Genomic DNA, 20,329 nt, shown 5'->3' with positions numbered 1-20,329 from the left:
GTATGCGAGGGCGCTGGCTCATTCAAGCGCTTTCCCTGGTTCTCCCGCTCCAATCTCCCCCCAGCGCCAACAGCAGCGCAATACGCTGATTGAGATGATCGCCCCGCACGTTGATCAGATCCATCTCGGCAGCCAGCAGTGTCTGCCGAGCCTTCAGGACGCCGCGCGGGTCGAAAGCACCAATGCTTAGGCGTGCTTCCTCGCGCTGTACCAATAGCTGGCTCTCGTTCACCCGATCCTGCAGTTGCCTGGTGCGATCTGCAAGATTCGATTCAGCACGCAACCCCGCATCGACCTCGCCCAGTGCCTGCAGGGCACTGTTGCCATAGGCGATCATGGCGGCCTTCTGCTCGGCGCTGTAGTAGTCCGCCCTGGCCTTGAGCTCTCCCCCCGTGAACAGCGGCGCGAAGATCGCGCCATTCAGTCCCTTGATCGGAGTGCCGGCCTGGTTGAGCAGCAGCACGTCGCTGCGGATGCCAGTAATGGCCGCGCTGATTGAAATGCTTGGCAGCCGCGCTGCCTCGGCGGACTGCCTCAGGTCGAAGGCCGCGGCGACGCGGTGTGCCGCGGCCGTTAAGTCCGGGCGGCGATCGAGCAGGTCTGCAGGCAGGCCTGCCTGCGGGGCTACGGGCATGGCGGGCAGCTCGAGCTTCGCCACACTATCCCCGATTTCCCCGGCAGGGTAGCGGCCCAGCAGCAGCTCCAGGGCTTGCGCGGCCTGGCTCCTGGCCAGTTCGGCCTTCCGGAGCGAATCCACCTGCGCGCGCAGCGCATTCTTCGCTTCCACCGGTTCAGTATCCGGTGCCGCACCAATGGCAACCCGCCGCTCGCTGATCTGCACCAGTTGCTCCTGTACGGCCACGGCTTGCCGCTGCCGGTCCTCCAGCTTTGCGGACCGGATCAGCGTGAACCATGCTTTAGCAGTGGTGGCTGCGACGACGCGCTGCGCCCAGAGATATTCGTCCGCGGTAGCGGCGTACTGGGATTTTGCCGCGCGCGACTGTGCACGGATGCGGCCCCAGAGATCGATCTCCCAGCTCGCACCAATCGAGAGGAACTGGGTTTCCGAATGGCCGGCCCTGCCCTTCACGCCCGCGCTCGGTAACAGGCCGCTGCTTTGCATGGTAACGAGTGCCTGCGCCTGCTCGACGCGCACCGCTGCCAGCCTGAGATCGCCGTTGTGCGCGATCGCTTCCCGGGCCAGCCGCTGCAACTCGGCATCGTCAAAGCTTGCAAGCCAGTCGCCCGCGGACTCGCCTGCTTCGGCCGCGTTTGCCCAGGTGCGCTGCCCTTCAAGCGCCGGGACGGCCTGGCCTCGAAGGCTGGCGCTATCCGGCGGCGCCTGCAGGGCGCAGCCAAAGAGCATGGCGAGCGGCAGCGCCAGCAGTACCGGAATGGTCTTGTTGAGAGATGACGACACAGGCTTGCCTTTAGTGGAGCTTGAATACCAGATAGTTCAGCTTGGAACTGACGCGCAGGAAGACCATCCGAACGATATGGAACATCTTCATGTGCGTGGTGTAGATGGCACCCGCGCCGACTGCCCCGACCGGAAGCATCTGGCCCTTCGATTCGTCGCGCAGGTCCAGCTTGACCGCGAATCGGTTCGGCACTGCTTCCGTGGCACCAGTGTTCGGGATCATTCCGCCCTGCGCGAACTGGCCTTGCGATTGTGCCCAGACGATCGAATCCACCTTTGCCTTGATGATTTCACCTGGATGCGTCGGCAGGTAGATCTCGGCAACGTCCCCCGCCTTGACGTTGTAAAGCTCGTTCTGCTTGTAGAAGGCGACCACCTCCTGCTCATCCTCCACGAAGCTGAATGCCGGTGAGAAGGGAAACGGGACCAGCATCGTGCCCACGCGCACCTGTAGGTTCACGACCTTGCCGTCTGCGGGCGCCCGGTACTCGGTTTGGCCAAGTTCCCATCGGGCGTTGTCGAGCATGACTTCAGTTTCCGCACGCTTGGCACGCGCCGTGGCGATGGCGGCGAATTCCCCCTGGCTCCTGGCCGACAGCTTCTGCCGCGCCTCGTCCTCGACAGCTTGCGCACTGACCAGTTCGCCTTCCAGCTCGTGCTGCCGGGCCAGGGCATCTTCCCGGTCGAACTTCGAACCGGCCCCTGCTGCAAGCAGGGCCTCATGTTCCTTGAGGCGCTGGCGGGCGAGCGACAGCTTGGCTTGCACCGTGGCAACCTTGCCGGCCGCACCGCGCACGGATTCGCTGAGTTGGCGCGCCGCTGCCTGCGCTTCAGCCAACCCGGCATCGTCCGCCATCAACCTGCCCTCGAGTTGTTTGACTGAGGCCTGATACGGCGTCGGGTCGATGCGCAGCAGGACATCGCCCTTGCTGTAGTGCCGGTTACCCTCGGCCGGAAGCTCGACAATACGCCCCCGCACTTGCGGCACCACCTGGAGGACCTTGCCAACCACCCTGACATCATGGGACGAAGGCGCCACCACGTTCAGCGTCAGGACCAGCAGCGTCAGGGCGACCACCGGAATCGTGACCACAACGACCATGGAAGTCGTGTTCCATGGTAGCCATTTGAACTTGAAGAAGACCAGCCAGACGGCCAGCGCGTAGATTGCAAGCAGCAGCGCATCCATTCAGCTCTGCTCCCCTGCGCCGGACGTGGCTCCGCGTGCCGGCGCCCGCAGGGACGCGACGTTCCCGGGACGGCCGATGGGGGCATGTCCCGCGCCTCGCGCCGCTTCATCTTCCGGCAGCTTGTCGGTGCCATAGGCCGCCCGGTAGAACACCGGCTTGGTGTGTGCCCAGAGCCAGGCCATCGGCCACAGCAGTCCGCCGAAGAAGAGCGAAAGCAGGCATAGCGCATGGATGGCTTCCCTTTGCGGATGCTGCTTCCGGTGGGCGACCTTATCCGGCCAGATATGCAGCATCCAGAACAGGTAGATGGCTGCAAGCGGCACGAATATCATCACCACCCAGGAGATGGCATTGGCGGCGCTCTCCAGGGCCTTTCCGCTGAGGAAGGAGGCGAACGCTGGTTCATGCATTACCAGCAGGCCAAGGCCCGCCAGCAGATATTGACGCAGTTTCATCGGGGAAATAGAGAGATCGGGCACCAGGGCCCGGTGTTTGACTTGCCAGGTACTCGGCTGCGTTGAGAACTACAGTGTGCTGGTCGCGGTAGTACCCGCCGATTCGCTGCGGCTGCTGCTGGCGGCGCTGTCCGGCATGCGCCCGGCTTGCCAGCCGGATTGTGCATCCGTCGGGCAGCTCCGGCACGGGCTGTCTGAAACCGGCCCGGAAGACGGTTCGCTTTTGCCGGCTGGCACATCGTCCGCGTACAGGAGGTTGTACTTGCTCTGGTCGGGATTGCTGGCGGCACGGCAGGCCGCAGATTGCAGGCCGGCGCCGGTACCTGAGCAGGCTTCCGGCTGCGCGACGGTGTCTCGCTGCCCGTGAGCGGGCAGGATCTGCGCGTACGATTGCGCGGCGCCGGCAATCAGCAGGGCCATGACAAGGTTGGGCACCCCACGACCGCGCGCGCCCGCGCCCGCTATCGAGACAGCCGAAAGGCAGTGCTTGATCATTCCTGTAGTTTCCTTCGAAGTGGATCAGATACCGTCGACGCAAACCGGCGCGGCCAGTCACATCTACGTGAATGTGCACACCTTATGCCGGTGGCGCAGGCGGGGCTATCAAAGAAATTAGAAAGTGAGGGCGCGTCGAATGGATGCGCCCCAAGCGTGGCCCGGTATTTCGAATTCCTTTGATAGCCGCCACGGCGAGGCCGGCTTACCCTGTGCGCCGTCATATGCCCTCCCAGGTGAATATCAGGTTCACCTGAATTGACTATCCAATGAATGCTGTTTCCTCGATTTCTGCATGTGTCATTGCCATTGCCACAGCAAGCGCCATCTCCGGATGCGCAATCCCTACCACTGAGACGTGGAGTCCGTTCCAGGAGCCCTGGCCGTGGACAAAGATCGTCACTGTCAATCAGACCGATCATGACGTGCTGGCATTACGCGCCGGCCCTTGCGAGACCGGACCCGCGTCGGGGCGCTCGCTGTCGGCGCCTTCTTTCTGCTTCCTTGGCACCAAGCCGGAGGGGCCCATCGCGATAACCTGGAGCGATGCCATAGCCGGCACGGAATCCCATGCCGCGTCCGAACGGGGCGAGCTACATGCTTCGACGGCACCCCTGCCACACCTGTGGCGGGAAGATCCTCACGCTGGCGAACCCATCGGCAACTTCCTCTGCGTAGTCTTGCGCAATGATGCGCGGGTAGATCTTGCCGTTACCGCCAGTGCAGAAGCCTGCGCCGTTCTCTAGGACGCCTCCGACGTGTTGCTTCCCGGGGTGGACCGGCTGACGCCAGCCCAGTCCACCTTCCGTGATCCTTACTGTACTGAATAACCGCGGCCCGCCATGCAGGCACGCCAGGCTTGCCAGTACGACGTCATGGCCCAGTCGTTGCTGGCCTGCGCCTGTGCGCTGATGGCTGCAGCCTGCCGGCGGTGCTGGCGATGGGCGACGCCACCAGCGACCGTGCCGACCGCCGCGCCCGCAGCAGCTCCCCTGCCCGCGTCACCGCCGATCGCACCCACCACTGCCCCGGCAGCCGCCCCACCCGCTGCGCCCCGTATCCTCTCGCCGCCAGGCAGGATGACCGGCGCTGGCGTGCTCGCTATTCGGGCCGGATCGACGCCGGTCTCCCGCCGGGCCCAGCCATAGCAGGCCCCATCGTCGTTGGCCTGCTGGTAGGCCGACTGTCCTCTCAGCGGATAGGCAATGGGCTTCAGCAAGGCCTGAGCCTGCGCCGTATTGGCCGCACCCGAGATCAGAACCAATGCCGTGCACGCGGCAAGAGCAAGACTTCTACGATTGCTCATGAACTCTCCTGAGGAGGTGCCATTCCGGGGCATTGCGCCATCTTTCCCCGGTGGCAGGGATTCGCGCCTCGGTGTGGCGGCAATCAGCGCTAGCCGAAGCGCCCGGCCGGGGCACAGAAAAAATGCCCGCCGTACAGGCGGGCAAACCAAGGGCCTCGCAAGCGGGCAGTACCCAAGACGAGTGGTGCCTTAAGCAGGCATCCAGCCGTCCCCTCAATGCTGACCGCGCGCAGGAGCGTTCACAATCATAGAAGTTAGAAAGCCAGCGGACGGGAACCGCAGGCGGCCCGGTTCTCACCACGCCCGTGCTCGCATGCGCTCATCAGGCCTTGCATGATGAAGGCGGACTGCAGTTCGATCTCATCGTCCCAGCGTTTGGCTTCAGCCACATGGTTGTGCAGGTCAGCGCAGAGTTCGGACAGTCCTGAGCGCCCGACGACCCCGAGCGTCCCCGCGATACGATGCAGCAGCCGTTCCAGGTGGCGGATGTCTCGCGCTGCCCGGATCGCCTCGAATTCGTCCAGGTCCACCATGGTCTGCGCCAGGAACGCTTCGGCGTATTCTTCGGCGACCGACGGCAGTTCAGGGAGATCGTCATCGGTTAGCAGCACTGGCGCCGCCCCATCATCCGTGTGTAGCGGGTCGGCCCGCGCGGCAACAGCATCGAGCACCGAAGCCAGCGTCGCCAGCGACACCGGTTTCGTGAGATAGCCGGTAAACCCGCTTGCCAGCCCCTCGGTAACATCCTTCGGTCTCGCGCTCGCGCTTACGCCATAGACGGGTATCTCTAGCCCGCTCCGCCTGATTTCACGAAGCAGGTCGAATCCATTCATTACGGGCATGTCCACGTCCGTCAGCACTGCATGCACGCCCTGCTCCGACAACACTGCCAACGCCTCGTTGCCGTTGCCGGCTTCGATAACGCTCGCACCGAGCAGGTGAAGCTGGTCGCGCAGCAGTTTCCTGTTCAGCAGATTGTCTTCCGCGACCAACACGGAAAGGCCCGCGAACGGAGCTGCAGACTGATCGTGTATGGCAGCCCCGACATGGTCTTCGTCGACATGCTTAGTCTCCGGAGCTATTTTGAGGACCGCCTGTGCAGCGGCATAGATACCGGCCAGGCTATAGGCAGACACCTCCCGGCTGCCATCCGGCCGTACGGTCGGGACGAGCGGGCCCAGTTGCTTGAGCCATATGATAGAGGCCGGCTTCCGCCACCACGCAATGACTTGGGCCGGATCCAGGGACTCGGTCACGAGCAGGCAGTCGAATCTGTCCCCGTCAATGGGCTCGTCGATGCTGGACCGGGAAGATGGCTGGCATGATCCCCAGTCGAAATGGTTCAGCATTCCTTCGAGGCACTCTGGCTCACGGGAGAGGACCAGCGCGCGGTGCGGCGCCAAGCGCCATTGCGCCGGGGTCTGGTGCCCACCCGGCGTGCTGAGCGGCAGGCGAAACGTGACGCGCGTGCCAACGCCTAGTACGCTGTCCAGCGTGATATGTCCGTTCATCCGCTCCACCAGTCGCAGGCAGATTGACAGTCCAAGCCCGGTCCCGCCGGCCTGCGCGAGACGATTGTTGCCGACCTGGGAGAATGGCTGGAAGAGCCGTTCCTTGTACGCCTCCGGTATGCCAACGCCGGTATCGGTGATGACGATCTCAAGGTTTGCATCCACCCACTGCGCGCGCAGGACAATCTTCCCCGCCTCGGTGAACTTGAACGCGTTGCCAAGCAGGTTGTTGATGATCTGGGTCAGGCGCACCGGGTCAAGATTGAGCCGCGCCGGAATCTCCTTGCCATATACCGCGAAGAAGCTCAGCCCACGCCGCGCCGCAAGCGGCGCGTGCGAGATCGCAATGCGACCGAGGAGTTCCGTGACGACGACGGGCTCCTCCGCCAGGCGCATCGCTCCCACGTCGAGCTTCGAAAAATCGAGCACGTCGTTAACGATCTGCAGCAACCCTTCGGCCGACACCTGCATGGCGCTTACCCGCGCCCGCTGCTCCGGCTCCAGCGTACCGAGGGCCACGAGTTCCATGTTTCCCAGCAGCGAGGAAAGCGGCGTCCGTATCTCGTGGCTCATCGACGCAAATAACGCCACCTTGGCCTTGGCCGCAGCCTCGCTGGCGAGTCTCGCTTCGTGCAATAGCTGCTGTGCGCGTGCCGCCTCGGCATAGGTGCCGGTCAGGAAGCGATAGTTCCAGTAGCGATACATCGCAAACAGCAAGGCGAGAAGCGCAGCGGTCATCAGGCCGGTAACAAGCAGTTCCTCCCGCATTTCCCGGAACTGCTGCCCTAGCGGCAGCGCGAAGACAAGGTGGCCGAAATCCGCAACGAGCGGCGGGCGCCGAAGGGCCCACCCATAGTCCTGGACCCAATGAAACAGCCCCTCCGGAAGTCTCTCCAGTCTGGCGTCCAGGCGCCGTGCGTTGGCCCCTTCAGCTGAAGCAACCAGGGGCGTGCCAAGGCGATCGACGACAATTGGCTCCGGGATCGACAAGTTCGGCCAAGCTGGCCGAAGCAAGTCTTGCAGCGGGATCCGCGTCAAGACGATGGCGTAGAGTGCGTCGCCTTTCGCGACCAGCGATGCGCCAATCATCTCCGGACTCCTTCCGGCCGCATTCGCCGGGATGCCCAGCCATACGACGCGCTTCTCCCGTGCTGCCTGCAAGAGATCCATGTCGCGGCTCTGGAACCGTTCAAGAATCATCGTGGTGATGCTTGACGACGACAGCGGCGGAAGGGTCGCACCCACGCCGGATCCCGATGCGTCAGGCGCTTCATACCGATACGTCGCCCCGTTCGCAATCGAGATCATCTCGATCGAAGGCTTCTGGCTTGCGGCAGTCAGCGTCCGGACAGCCTGGTCGCAACTCTGCTCCAACACGGGATCGGGAGGCGCGGACGGAGACACCTGCGTGCATAGACTGCCGGCATGCCCGCGCTGCGCCACGGGGACTTTGCCATTGCTGCGCATCTCAAGGATCAAGTTCGTCGCCGTCAGGGTGCTGCGGCGTTCGAGCACTGCATCGACTACGCCTTGCTCGTACAGGCGCACGACCTGCTCCTGGGCACGCAGGGATCCATTCAGGCGGGCAAGCATGGCTGCCGAAGCGATCGCGATGGCGACCAGCCCCAGCAGCAGGACCACCATCGAGAACACACGGCGCTCCCGCTGCAGATTCCGCTCAACCGAGTGGTCGGCGTGTAGTGGCGGTTGCTGCGAGCGCTCGCGTTCGTCCTGCATCAGGTAAGACCGTTGTCGCGTGCGTACGTGACAAGGTCCGCATTACTGGTGATATTCAGCTTGCGCATTGCCGAGCGCTTCTGCGTCGCGACGGTAGCGAGCGATCGATGGAGATATCCCGCGATTTCCGTGAGAGTGCTGCCAGTCGCGAACATCCGCACAACTTCGATCTCCCGCGGGGACAGCGGGCTTGCCGTGCCGTTGACCAACGCCCCCGTGCTTGACATCCTGGCCGCTATGCCCGGTGACAGGCGCTGACCAGTACCAGTCATTGCATCGACACAGATTTGCCTCAGGATGCCCGGCTCCTCGTTTTTCCCGACGATTCCCTCTACGCCCGTCTCCTTGATGCGCGTGAGCAGTCCGCCATTGGTCAACATTGTGAAGACCACGATCGGCGTATTTGGGGAAGACTGCCTGAGCCGGTGGATCAGTCGAAGGCCGTCTTCATTGCCCTCGGAACGCTCCATCGTGAAATCCGTGACGATGAGGTCAGGTTGTTGCGTTTGTAGTGCCGAAAAGAGCTCTTTTCCTGACGAGCACGTTGCGGAAATCCGGACATTCGGAATCTCGCTCAAGGTGGCCTTGACTGCGAGCTGAATTACCGGGTGATCGTCTGCGATAACGACGGAGATGATAGGTGGCGGCATGCGCGTTAACTCAGACCGGCGGCACGCTTAGATGGATCTGGGCGGCGTGACCTGCCGGCGGAACTGGCTGCATAGGGCACCGGATTCTACCAAGGGGCACTCGCCTTCATTTGACAAAGCGAGACATATACTTGGCTGATCGTCCCACGCAGGCCGGGGCGCCGCCGTTAGCGCAGCAGGAGGGTTGGCTCCAGCCAATCTTCGCCGGCCTGACCGCGATAGCAGCTAGCGACCCACTCCTCCCCTTCACGCCACCTTTCCCCCCAGTCCATCGCCAACGCCCGACGAGGGACACTCGAATCTACGCTTCAGACTTTGGCGCGGACCTCCCTGGACCACCGTCTTCGTCACGAAAAGCTGGCGACAAATGAGTGGACGGATGTCGAACCTGGTCCGTACGGCGCGGCTGATGTCACTGGCACTGACATCAGCCCGCGCAAAGCGAACGCGCCCAGCGTCAGCGCCGTTGCTGCCGTTTCGACAGGTTGGCCTAGGTGGTCGTCACACTCCTGCAGCCGTATTTACAGCCCGATAATTATTAAACCCACTTACGGGATGTTGTATTAGCGCTGCGGGCTGCTCGTGTCCTCTCGCGCTAGCTATTGATGGCTTCGCATCTACCACCTTGATCGTGACCGGCCGCGGTCGAAGCAACGTCGTGCAGTATCCCCAGTCGCTCCAGAGGCCGCGTGGCGTAGCGAGACTTCACCAGTCAGAATGCAGTCGGCGACAGGTCCAAGCCGCCGCTCGAATCGATCGAAATGCGATAACGGACCGTCGAGGCTGGAGTGAGTTTTACCTCCCTCTCCTTCAACCCGCCAGGACACATTGTCGACGTCTGAGCGCCAAGAATGATCGCCCCCGGCTTGGCGTAGAATCGAGCTACCTCACCCGATCTGAGTCGGCCCACTTCTTTCCCGTCAACGGATACGACTGTATCGCAAGCGCTGCCGTAGAGGCCTTCATCCCGGGTCACGACTAACGTCGCAAACTCGCCGGACGGCGGCGTTTGCAATCCGCTAAGTCTCTCTGAAGGTGCTGGTGCCGCCTTGCTCGCCGCTATGGGCGTAGTCGAGCATGCCGACGAAAGCATTATCACCACGCAGACAGAAAGGACTGTTCTTCGGATTATCATGTGGCTCTCCTGAATGCTCCAACGCATTGAGTGTGCGGTCAAAGCCGATGGTGGATCGGTTTTCCCTCTTTCAACCTAAACCCGGCTATCCCGCCGGGCCCGTACGTACTTATCGCCGGTCTTCCCGGCCCACTTAGAACTTGTGCCGGACGCCTATGGCGACGCCGAACATGTTGCTCTGCCCGTTGCCGAGGACATAGCTGTTACCTAGCGACAGGCTGTTGGCAAAAACGGTCGCCAGCGATTCGAGCATCAACCCGGCGTTCTTGGCATAGGCCGTGGTCAGGTAGACGTCGGTGCGCTTGGAGAATGCATAGTTGGCCACGAAGGCGACCTGCCACGGATTGGCGACGTTGGTATTGCCGAACAGGCTCTTGACGTCATCGTAGTTGTATTCCAGCGTCAGCCCGATGGCCGGTGTGACCTGGTAGTTGGCCCCGATCCAGTAGAAGTCATCGCGCTGGATCAGGACATCGGCCGCGTTCTTGTTCTGGCCCCAGCGGTAGCCGCCCATGATCTTGGCAGGGCCGAACGCATAGCTGGCGCCTACCACGGCCTTCTTGATGGTGCCGGTGCCGGTGCCGATGGTGGGATTCCACTGGTCATAGCCGGCCGTCGCAGCGAACGGGCCGAACGTGTAAGCCAGTGCCCCGCCGTAGGCGGTGTCGCGTCGGAACTGCCCCGGGACTTCGCCATTGCCGCCGATCGGGATGGGGAACCCTACCGAGGCGGGCAGGGCCACTCCGGCGCCGAAGGACCAGTGCGCGAGGGCCGTCAGCCCCCCGAACTTCCCGGTGTACTTGATAGTGTTGTCCTCGCGGTAGTTGGGGCCGGACTGCATGACGACCGGCTCATACTGCGTGGCATAGCCGGTTGGAGAGAAGTTCGCCAAGGCCTCGAACATCGAGGTGTACTGCCGGCCCAGGCTGACTTGGCCGAAGCGGTCGCTCTGGACGCCCACGAACGCCTGGCGGCCGAACAGGCGACCGCTTTGCTGCGACAGGCCGGTATCGAGGCCGAAGCCGCTTTCCAGCACGAAGATAGCCTTAATGCCGCCGCCCAGGTCCTCGTTGCCGCGCAGGCCCCAGCGCGAGCCGGAAAGTCCGCCGGAGGTCAGTCGGTAGGCATCGTTGCCCGGTCCCGGGTTGAATCCGTTGGCGGCCGTCGGCACGACGCCCGCGTGGTTGACGTATTCGACGTTGGCATCGATCACGCCGTACAGCGTGACGCTTGACTGCGCAAGGGTTGCCAGCGGCCATCCCAGCAGAGTCGCCAGGGCCATGCGTTTCAGTGACATGCTGTTCTCCTCTCGTTCTCTTTTTTTCTTTGGGTGGTCCCAGCCACAACTTCATTCTTTGTATGCCTGACTTTGCAATGCTGCCGGGCAGCCTGTTCGAGCTTAGGAGCGCAATCCGTTCAGCGCCAGCAACCGACGACCGGAATCGCTCAGCAGTGTCGGCCAATTGCGACAGTCGCCGGCCAAGCGCCCTCAAAAGCCGGCTCCAACTGTTCTCGAACTTCACCTATGCTCTGAACTAGGGGTAATCAATATGAACGCGTCCTGTTTGCACCGGGTTTCGCTTGTTCAGACAGTGACAGGATGGGCCGCAGCTCTATATATTCGGCCCTCTTGCGGCCGGTATCGCCGTTCGACGTTTCACCCTGTAAGAACGCAAATCCTCACCGCTCAAATGGGCTTCACGCTGGTGTAATCGGCCTGCAACAAGATAAGGCTATCTCTGCAGAGCCCCTATCGGCGCGCGGAAGCCAGTCCAGCACCAAAGCCGTCTACGTGCCGCCGTCGTTCCCACTCGAGATTGCCTGACCATGAGCTTATTAGAAGTGAGTCCGATGCCGGCGTGCCAAGCCCGGAAAGCGCCATGGCGCATGGACCTTGCCGGCGTCGGAGGACAATTGACGCGAAGGGCAAGTGGCATGTGGCTGCTCAGCAACGAGTCGATGACCCGACGTTGTTCGACTAGACTGGCAGTTAGCCGCCATCAAAGTCCGCGGTGGGGAGGAGACATGGAAAGAACAGCTATTCTTGCTGGCGTCTTGACAGGAGTACTCGCCTATGTCGTTCTGCATCTCCGACGTAGATACCAGCTGTTTTTCCAGTCTCACCTTCTGCTCCACGGCCTCGTACTGACCCCGGTGGCTGGCAATCAGGTCAAGCTAGTCGGGTATCGAGAAGGGCGCGACATCAGCGGCGTCGTTCCAGCCGCAGACATCTTCTATAAGATTGAGTCGCATCCGAAGAAGAAGGTCAACCACTGGAATCCCGACCACATTTTTTCTGCTTGGGTGAACGACTGGGATGCGCCGCGATTCTCCGTTCAGTTGTATCGCAGTGGCGAAGTCATCTGGGCACGTGAGGTTCCCCGCTCCGAAGCGCTTCGTGTTCGCGAGGCTGTCGAGAGCCTGCGAAAGCGCGCCAGCGTCGCCCGTACCGGTGACAAGGAGTCGCATGTCCTTGACTTGCTTTGGATGGACCGGGGCTAGATTGTCATAACCGCCGGCACATATAGTGCGTGCGTGCGCCGAACCTGCGAAGGAAGTCCCTGGGCAACTGCATCTCCCTCACGATGCTGTCGACCGGGGCGAGCGTGAAGCCGTACCGAGCGAAGAATCCTGGATGGTCATTGGTCAAGACGGTCGCCTTGGTGCAGCCGTTCGCGCGCGCTCTCATCAGAAGCACGCTGACAATGTGAGTAGCAAGACGGTGTCCACGATAGGCAGGTAACACTGCGACCGTGTGAAGGACGAACGTTTGACCGTGCTGTTCGCCATAGGCGCATCCAACAACGCTATCCCCTACGACTGCAACATGGTGAAGCGGTGTTGCTTCACTGGACAAGGTCAGCGGCAGACCGCATGCCGCCAACACTTGTTCTACTGCCTCCAGGTCCTGTGTCTTTGCAGCACGAAGGCGGGTCCTTCCTATCATTATTGATTCTCACATCATGGTACCTCGCCACAACTGTGTCGCTCGCCAGGCGACGCGCCGTGAGCAGGCACATCGGAAGACGAGACTATGCACCTACATGATGGAAAAAGTCATCACCCAAGCGGTGGGCCAACCCCATCTCAGGCGTGCTGTTCCCTCCACACTGCAGTGATTTGATACAAAGAGCACGGGCGCTGCGGCGTTGGGCTCGGTTCGGCCATGGTCTCCGACGGAGTGTTGACTCGCATTTTGCGTCACCCCAGACCACTCCGGATTGCGCAAGCTCCCGGGCGAGGAACTCAGGTGTCGGCAAGGGGGTGTAGCGCCTGGGAGCAAGGCTGACATCGTTGCGCTGCCTCGACGATGCATAGAAAGTGTGCTGCCATGGATGCGAGAGTTCGAAGCGCAAGAAGCATGCGGTAAGCACAACGTTATCGCGCCTTGATGACGCGTCCGAGGTTGTCGTCGGTCAGGACGGCACGGCCGACTCACACTCTTCGAGACGCCCGCACGGCGGCTGACCGCCGCCGTCAGGGTCGGCGGCCAAATGGCCGGACTAGATGGCGTCAAGCAGGACGGCCTGTCCAGCGACAACCATCTTGGCCGGTTGGCCGCTGGAACGCCTCCTCCACTTCGGACCGAAAGGGGGCGACATGAGTCGGCCGCGTAAGCTAGCCCCAGGTCAGAACCAACCGCTGAACAAGGCGCGTCCTTGGCGGACGCGGTGACCATGGGTCGCGCCATAGACTGTGAAGCGCGCTGCGGTACTATCAAGCGTTGACCCTTGGCGAAGTCTAAGGGCCGAAATGTTCGCAGCTGGATCGCGTCACATTAAGTCATCCGTCCTTGAAGCGTTTTTCGGGGGTCACCGAATATCCCCGTGCCAGTCCAACTCGCACGCTACAACCTATGGGAGAAGAGCCATGGTCGCAGTCAAACACGACGATCTTTCTATGGCCTTCGACTTCGTCAGCTACGCGGCGCCGATGGAGCACAACGCCTATGTCTCGCTCGATACGGGCAAAGTCTATTGGACCTCTGATTCCAATGACACGTTCGACGAAGATATTCCTGACGACCTTGAAACTTCGGACCGATACCTTGCGATACCACATAAGAACGATCTTGGTCTTGGAAGAGCTCTCGCCTTGCGCTTTGTCGCACAAGAGCTGCCTGCATGTTACGACCAGGTCGAAGGAATTTTCCAAAGGCAAGGGGCTTACTCGCACTTCAAGGATTTGCTGCGGCGCGAAGGCGTTCTCGAAGCCTGGTATACGTTTGAAGCCGATTCTGTCGAAGGAGCGCTGAGACAATGGTGTGCCGAAAACGGGCTCGAGATTCTTGAGGCGTGACGGGCCGGTTAGTCAGGCCAAAATGTTTGGCCGCACAGGGGTTATCCTTCGGAAGTTCAGGCGCCGCCGTGACAAAGCAATCACCTAGCTCCGAGTCGGATCGGAACACGCCGGTCGCAATCGTCCACCGGAAAACTAAAGTCGTTCGATGACAAAGTTCCGACAGGATCGCCGCCCTTTCTCTTCCCTGAACACAAGAAGCATTGATGTCGTCGGTCGATCGACCAATGGCAGACCAATGACCGTATCGGGCGAGAGATGGACCGCTGTGGCCGGCAGCTAGAATGTGACTCATGCCGGAATACGCCGACGCATTGCCGTGTTTGAAACATGGTCCTGGCCATTGACTATGGACTGCAAGTGGGCATCCGGCGCAAGGCGGCGCAGCGAATCGTGCAGTCGGGTCGCACGCGCCTCTTCTGCGAGGCGCACCGGGCGCACACCGGCGCCCTCCTGCCCACCCTTTGCCCTGCGCTGATCAGCGCGCGCCCGCGGCGGATCAGGAAGTCTGCCAAGGAAACGCATCCTGCGCGTCATAGGCTGCCAGCGCATCCAGGTAGCGCTCGGCCCCCTGCCAGCGGTGCGCCGATAGCGAGACATCGATTGGCCACTGGCGGCGCCAGCGTCTCATGACGCGTTCTTGTGTGGCTTGCTGGGGCTGCTTGTTACCGACAACACATCCAGGTCGAAAAACGGGCTGTCCTTGGGCGGCGGCGGTAGTCCACCGCCCCAGCCGACGATGGCAAGCTTGATGTACTCCGCCATCTGCTCCTCGGAGACGTCCCTGGGTTGGTCGATCATGACGATATAGCGATGAGTGCTCATGGTTCGCACGCAGTTTTATGTAGCAAGGCCGGTCAAGGCGCCTGGTACCGCGATCAAGGAAGAGCCCACCCCGCTAAGGGCGACCCATACTAACAAGTGAGGTGTAGGACCGCATTGGCGTCGCGGGGTTGTTCCTCCAGCTTCGCGATGGCTTCGGCGGTCGGCAGGATGACAAGCTCGACGTGGCGATGCCGCGCTTCTTGCTTCACTTCGTCCATCACTGGCAAGGCTCCGGTACCGGTACCGATCACCAGCCGGCTGCAGTTCCAGGGGATGTCCTCCTTGATCGACAGCGGTGTGTGGCCGAAGGCCTCGCGGAACGCCTTCGACGGCTTCTTCCTGCGCTTGCGGACTATTCCGTGGTCGATTACTACGTCATGCTCATAAGTCACGCCATCAATGCAGATGGATCCAAAAGAAAAGGCTTCGTAGCGCATATGTACCTCCGCAGGAACATTGGCAGCGGACTCCGAAAATGTTGATGCTTGATTCATTAGAGTCAATGGACGGCCATCGGTAAAGCCCCTCGGATGTACTCGCGCAGCCACTGATGGGGCGGGTCGCGAACGGATCGGTCGGTCCAAAGCATCGCCATCTCGCATTTTGATAAGAAGGACTATCGAACTCATGCTGACTGCGCACGACCCCGACCTGGCTGCGGCGTTGGAGCGTCATGTAAAGGTCCTTGCCGGAGACATTGGCGAACGCAACGTGTTTCGGCCGGACGCGCTGCATGCCGCAGCGAACTATATCGCACAGGAATGGGCCAAGCGTGGCTGTGCGGTGACGCGTCAGGATTATCAGGTACGAGGCGTCCCCTGCGCCAACATCGAGGTTGCGCTCGCAGGCTGCGTTCAGGCTGACGAAATCATTGTGCTGGGCGCGCATTACGACACTGTGCGGAACAGCCCAGGGGCTGATGACAACGCCAGTGGGGTCGCCGCGCTGCTCGAGATCGTGGGTCTGCTTCAGGCCCTCTCGCACCGACACACTGTGCGCTGCGTTGCGTTCGTGAACGAGGAAGCACCATTCTTCTTCCGCGAGGACATGGGCAGCCTGAGGTATGCAAGAGCCGCGCGGCTGCGCGGGGACCGCATTCAGGTGATGCTTTCGCTCGAGATGCTGGGTTACTACCGCGACGAACCTGGCACCCAAAGCTATCCGCCTCTGCTACGTTACTTCTATCCAGTGCGTGGCAACTTTATCGCCTTCGTTTCCAATCTTCGCTCGTGGCGTCGACTGCGAGGGGTGGTCAAGGCGTTCCAGACCTCATCCAGTTTTCCGCTCGAAGCAGCGGCGCTGCCGTGGTGGGTACCCGGGGTTGCCTTGAGCGATCACTCCTCCTTCTGGCGCCACGGCTATCCGGCCATCATGGTGACGGACACCGCCTATCTGCGCAATCCGAACTACCATACCGCGCACGATGTCCCCACCACACTCGACTATGGTCGCATGGCCGCGGTGACGCACGGGTTGGCCGCGAGCGTCGCGTCGCTGTGACCAAGGGGAACGAGTCCTAAGAAGGCGTAGGGGCCGAAGGTCTGCATCAGTAGCCACAGGCTCCTTTCGCGGGCAGATGCGAGAAGCATGTTAGAAGAACAGGCCAATCGCGCGCCTGCGAGCGCCGCGCCAGGCAGAGATCAAGGAGCCAGTACGCCTTCCGGGCCTTTTTGTAGCACCAGAAATTTTCGCAAAGCATGAGCCGGAACGCGAATCATCAGTCGCCTTCCGGCCACAAAGGGACCTTCGCTGATGCTCTCTAAATGTCCGCAGTCTGCCCGCCCCTCCTGCCTTCGCAGCAGGGGGGCATACGCATTACATCGCCGCAGCAAAGATTGCCATGACTTGCGCCAGCGTGGCCTTGCGCGGATTCGTCAGCATGCAAGCATCCTTTTGCGCATTGCTTGCCATCACTTCATGGTCGTCCGTCTTGACGCCCAGGCCCGCCAGACCCGCCGGAATGCCAATCGACGCGGAAAGGGTCCGGATCGCCGAGACGGCAGCGTTGGCGGCGTCATGCGTGCTCAAGCCCCCAATTTTCTCGCCTAGCAGTTCGGCGATTCTCGCGTAACGCTCCGGCGCGGCAATGAGGTTGAATTCCGACACGTGCGGCAGCAGGATCGCGTTGCACACGCCGTGGGGCAAATTGTAGAAGCCGCCGAGTTGATGGGCCATCGCGTGCACGTAACCGAGTGATGCGTTGTTGAAGGCCATGCCGGCAAGGTATTGGGCGTAGCACATGGCCGCGCGTGCCTCCATCGAGTCCCCGTTCGCGACAGCTTTGGGCAGCCATTCGGCGATCAGAGCGATCGCCTTTTCCGCACAGGCATCGGTAATTGGCGTGGCGGCGGTGGAAACGTATGCCTCGATGGCGTGAGTCAACGCGTCCATGCCGGTCGCCGCCGTCAAGGCGGGCGGCATCGCGACCATCAGGCTCGGATCGTCGATGGCGATCAACGGCGTGCAACGCCAGTCGACGATTGCCATCTTCACGTGATTGCTCGAATTGGTGATGATGCAAAAGCGTGTCATTTCCGCAGCAGTGCCAGCGGTCGTGTTGATCGAAATCAGCGGCGTCATTGGCACCGTTGATTTGTCGATGCCTTCGTAGTCGCGGATATGTCCGCCTCCGGCGGTAACGAGGCCGATGCCTTTCGCGCAGTCGTGCGATGAGCCGCCGCCGAGCGAAACGATGAAGTCGCATTCTTCCCGCTCGAACAACCTTACGCCGTCGTGAACATTAACGTCGGTGGGATTGGGCTCGGCACCCGGAAAGATGACGGCCTGGAGCCCGGCTTCGCGAATGTGCCCCGCGACGACCTCGGAGAGCCCCATCTTGTACAAGCCGGCATCCGTGACGATGAGAGCCTTCCTGGCCCCGAGTGATTTGGCGCGAGCGCCCGTTTCGCGCGCGCAGCCCGGACCGAAGAGGCTCACGCAGGGAATGAAGAAGCTGTCGACGCGATTAGCGATGTTCAGGTGGGTCATGTCGTCTCCAAGGTTGTAATGAATATGAGGTCTCCTGTCCTCGCAAGCCTTGACGCATGAACCGTACCCGTGTCTGGCGACGTCTTTTTCAGACGCTGTCCATCAGATGCACCTCGTGGAGTGTTGTAATTTGAATCGATGTGTTCAGTTTTGGAGCGACTGGGCGTATCCGACAAACGGCTGGATCGGCCGAACTTCTGTCGTTCGCAGAGCAGTGTGCGAATGACCGTGAGGGGTTGGTCAGAGACGGCCGCGCCGGCCAGGAGCCGTCATTCACCGCTATGTTCGCTGGCCCCGCAGCCGGAACGCCCGGTGCGCCCAGGGGCTGCCTTGCTTTGTGGCCGGTGGGCGCCGCAAAGCGCAAGCGGCTCTTCACGCGTGCGGCCAGAAAAGAGACAGCCCTGCACGTCCGGTCGGCTATCATGCCAATCCTCTCCGAAATAGCTCCCTATGATTTCCGTCCGTAATGTCACGCTGCGTCGCGGCGTCAATGTCGTACTCGACCGCGCATCCGTCACCTTCAACCCCGGCGAAAAGATTGGTCTTGTCGGCCGCAATGGCGCCGGCAAGTCGTCCTTCTTCGGCCTTCTCAACGGCACGCTGCACGAAGACAGCGGCGAGTTCTCGATTCCCGCTGCATGGAAGATGGGCCAGGTCGCGCAGGAGATGCCGGAGACCGAGCAGAGCGCGACCGACTTCGTAGTCGAGGGTGACACCGTGCTGTTGGCCGCGCAGGCCGAAGTAGCCGCCGCCGAGGCCAGCGACGACGGCATGCGCATGGCGCACGCTTACATGGCCCTGCACGACGCTGGTGCGCACGATGCCCCCGCACGTGCCCAAGCGCTGATCCTGGGCCTTGGCTTCAGTGCTGCGCAGCTTAGCCAGCCAGTCAACAGTTTCTCCGGCGGCTGGCGCATGCGACTGCAACTGGCGCGCGCGCTCATGTGCCCGTCCGACCTTCTGCTGCTCGACGAGCCGACCAATCACCTCGACCTCGACGCGCTGGTCTGGCTGGAAGCCTGGCTCAAGCGCTATCAAGGAACCCTGGTAGTGATCAGCCACGACCGCGAATTCCTCGACGCGGTGACGCAGGTGACGATGCACGTCGACAACGCCAAGCTCGTGCGTTATGGCGGCAACTACAGCAAGTTCGAAGACATGCGCGCTGAGCAGCTCGTATTGCAGCAGGCCGCGATGGCCAAGCAGGCGGACAAGATCGCCCACCTGCAGAAATTCATCGACCGTTTCAAGGCCAAGGCCTCGAAGGCGAAGCAGGCGCAGAGCCGGGTCAAGGCGCTCGAACGCATGGAGAAGATCGCACCGGTACTTGCCGACGCAGAGTTCAACTTCGAGTTCAAGGAGCCGCTCAACGTCCCGAACCCGCTGTTGTCGATGCTGGACGCGAGCTTCGGCTACCCGGCGCCGACCGGCGCACTGCCGGGCACGCCGCCCACGGTCATCGTGCGGGGCATCAACCGTTCCGTGCTAGCCGGGCAGCGCATCGGCATTCTCGGTGCCAACGGCCAAGGCAAGTCCACGCTGGTGAAGACGGTGGCGCACGCGCTGGCGCCGATTGCCGGCGAAATCAGCGAAGGCAAAGGCCTGAATATCGGCTACTTCGCACAGCAGGAACTCGACGTGCTGCGCCCGCTCGATACGCCGATGGAACACATGATCCGCCTTGCCAAGGACACGCCGGCTCACATGCGCGCCCCCGGCCAGAGTGGAACCGAACAATCCCTTCGCACCTTCCTCGGCACCTTCAACTTCAGTGGCGACATGGTCCATCAGGCGGTTAGCACGATGAGCGGCGGCGAAAAAGCGCGGCTCGTGTTGTGCATGATCGTGTGGCAGCGCCCCAACCTGCTGCTGCTCGACGAGCCTACCAACCACCTCGACCTGGCCACACGCGAAGCGCTAGGCATGGCGCTCAACGAATTCGACGGCACAGTGATGCTGGTCAGTCACGACCGGGCCCTGCTGCGCGCCGTATGTGACGAGTTCTGGCTGGTCACCAAGGGCGGCGTCGAGCCCTTCGACGGCGATCTGGACGATTACCAGCAGTTCCTGCGCGACGAAGCCCGTCGCATGCGCGAGCAGCCTGCAGCAGAGTAGAAGGTCATCGCCTGAAACGGTGAGAACCAGGCGTGAGCTTTACACATTTCGCCAGCCTTCGTGTGCCGGATAACATACATTCCCACCGGTTGCGCGGCTGAGGCATTTTGGGTGGGTGCAGCTTCCCGAACACCCGGAAGCCGGCGTCGAACAACATGTCCGGGGCGGACTGGTGCAGATCGATGGCAGCGATCACGCCTGAT

Annotated in this window: 17 protein-coding genes; 4 read left to right on the top strand and 13 right to left on the bottom strand. The window is 61.8% G+C overall.

The features are described from left to right. Window positions 1-22: 22 nt before the first annotated feature. The 8 genes from ABNX08_RS37305 to ABNX08_RS37270 all read right to left on the bottom strand — a co-directional run bounded on the left by ABNX08_RS37305 (window position 23) and on the right by ABNX08_RS37270 (window position 11,196). Complete coding sequence (locus ABNX08_RS37305; protein WP_022540112.1) at window positions 23-1,420, bottom strand: efflux transporter outer membrane subunit; 1,398 nt, start codon at window positions 1,418-1,420, stop codon at window positions 23-25. 10 nt (window positions 1,421-1,430) lie between these two features. Continuing rightward, on the bottom strand, window positions 1,431-2,609 hold the full coding sequence (locus ABNX08_RS37300; RefSeq protein WP_022540111.1) for an HlyD family secretion protein: 1,179 nt from the start codon (window positions 2,607-2,609) through the stop codon (window positions 1,431-1,433). Next, complete coding sequence (locus ABNX08_RS37295; RefSeq protein ID WP_022540110.1) at window positions 2,610-3,065, bottom strand: DUF3302 domain-containing protein; 456 nt, start codon at window positions 3,063-3,065, stop codon at window positions 2,610-2,612. Between the two features lie 69 nt (window positions 3,066-3,134). After that, window positions 3,135-3,560: a hypothetical protein gene (locus ABNX08_RS37290; RefSeq protein ID WP_022540109.1), complete on the bottom strand. Its 426-nt coding sequence runs from the start codon at window positions 3,558-3,560 to the stop codon at window positions 3,135-3,137. 814 nt (window positions 3,561-4,374) lie between these two features. Continuing rightward, window positions 4,375-4,866 (bottom strand): glycine zipper family protein, encoded by a 492-nt coding sequence (locus ABNX08_RS37285; protein ID WP_022540108.1) that lies wholly within the window; start codon window positions 4,864-4,866, stop codon window positions 4,375-4,377. 254 nt (window positions 4,867-5,120) lie between these two features. Continuing rightward, window positions 5,121-8,114: an ATP-binding protein gene (locus ABNX08_RS37280; RefSeq protein ID WP_349608280.1), complete on the bottom strand. Its 2,994-nt coding sequence runs from the start codon at window positions 8,112-8,114 to the stop codon at window positions 5,121-5,123. After that, window positions 8,114-8,764: a response regulator transcription factor gene (locus ABNX08_RS37275; RefSeq protein WP_349608278.1), complete on the bottom strand. Its 651-nt coding sequence runs from the start codon at window positions 8,762-8,764 to the stop codon at window positions 8,114-8,116. Before ABNX08_RS37275 ends, ABNX08_RS37280 begins: the two co-directional genes overlap by 1 nt. A gap of 1,268 nt (window positions 8,765-10,032) precedes the next feature. After that, complete coding sequence (locus ABNX08_RS37270) at window positions 10,033-11,196, bottom strand: porin (RefSeq protein WP_349608276.1); 1,164 nt, start codon at window positions 11,194-11,196, stop codon at window positions 10,033-10,035. Between the two features lie 728 nt (window positions 11,197-11,924). On the opposite strand from ABNX08_RS37270, the gene ABNX08_RS37265 reads away from it, so the two are divergent. Then, entirely contained in the window at window positions 11,925-12,401 is a 477-nt protein-coding gene (locus ABNX08_RS37265; RefSeq protein WP_349608274.1) for a hypothetical protein, read from the top strand. Window positions 12,402-12,405: 4 nt separating this feature from the next. Here the strand turns inward: ABNX08_RS37265 and ABNX08_RS37260 are convergent, their stop codons facing one another. Further along, the gene (locus tag ABNX08_RS37260; RefSeq protein WP_349608273.1) at window positions 12,406-12,846 is read right to left on the bottom strand and encodes a GNAT family N-acetyltransferase; all 441 of its coding nucleotides are present in this window, start codon (window positions 12,844-12,846) and stop codon (window positions 12,406-12,408) included. A gap of 923 nt (window positions 12,847-13,769) precedes the next feature. On the opposite strand from ABNX08_RS37260, the gene ABNX08_RS37255 reads away from it, so the two are divergent. Further along, window positions 13,770-14,198: a hypothetical protein gene (locus ABNX08_RS37255; protein WP_349608272.1), complete on the top strand. Its 429-nt coding sequence runs from the start codon at window positions 13,770-13,772 to the stop codon at window positions 14,196-14,198. 499 nt (window positions 14,199-14,697) lie between these two features. Here the strand turns inward: ABNX08_RS37255 and ABNX08_RS37250 are convergent, their stop codons facing one another. The 3 genes from ABNX08_RS37250 to ABNX08_RS37240 form a co-directional block, all read right to left on the bottom strand. After that, window positions 14,698-14,829, bottom strand: a complete 132-nt coding sequence (locus ABNX08_RS37250) for a hypothetical protein (protein ID WP_349608270.1) — start codon at window positions 14,827-14,829, stop codon at window positions 14,698-14,700. Then, window positions 14,826-15,023, bottom strand: coding sequence for a hypothetical protein (locus ABNX08_RS37245; protein ID WP_349608268.1), 198 nt, complete (start codon window positions 15,021-15,023; stop codon window positions 14,826-14,828). The genes ABNX08_RS37250 and ABNX08_RS37245 overlap by 4 nt, the downstream gene beginning before the upstream one ends. Window positions 15,024-15,112: 89 nt before the next feature. Continuing rightward, entirely contained in the window at window positions 15,113-15,460 is a 348-nt protein-coding gene (locus ABNX08_RS37240; protein WP_349608266.1) for an MTH938/NDUFAF3 family protein, read from the bottom strand. 190 nt (window positions 15,461-15,650) lie between these two features. Between ABNX08_RS37240 and ABNX08_RS37235 the strand changes: the two genes are divergently transcribed. Further along, window positions 15,651-16,523, top strand: a complete 873-nt coding sequence (locus tag ABNX08_RS37235; RefSeq protein WP_349608264.1) for a M28 family peptidase — start codon at window positions 15,651-15,653, stop codon at window positions 16,521-16,523. Between the two features lie 315 nt (window positions 16,524-16,838). Here the strand turns inward: ABNX08_RS37235 and ABNX08_RS37230 are convergent, their stop codons facing one another. Continuing rightward, window positions 16,839-18,011, bottom strand: coding sequence for an iron-containing alcohol dehydrogenase (locus ABNX08_RS37230; protein WP_349608262.1), 1,173 nt, complete (start codon window positions 18,009-18,011; stop codon window positions 16,839-16,841). A 450-nt stretch (window positions 18,012-18,461) separates the two neighbouring features. Between ABNX08_RS37230 and ABNX08_RS37225 the strand changes: the two genes are divergently transcribed. Beyond that, entirely contained in the window at window positions 18,462-20,126 is a 1,665-nt protein-coding gene (locus ABNX08_RS37225; RefSeq protein ID WP_349608260.1) for an ATP-binding cassette domain-containing protein, read from the top strand. Window positions 20,127-20,329: the final 203 nt, after the last annotated feature.

The sequence above is a fragment of the Cupriavidus sp. DF5525 genome (assembly GCF_040149425.2).
Taxonomy (GTDB): domain Bacteria; phylum Pseudomonadota; class Gammaproteobacteria; order Burkholderiales; family Burkholderiaceae; genus Cupriavidus; species Cupriavidus pickettii_A.
Note: the sequence above shows the minus strand (reverse complement) of the source record. Positions and strands in the feature narration are given on the sequence as shown.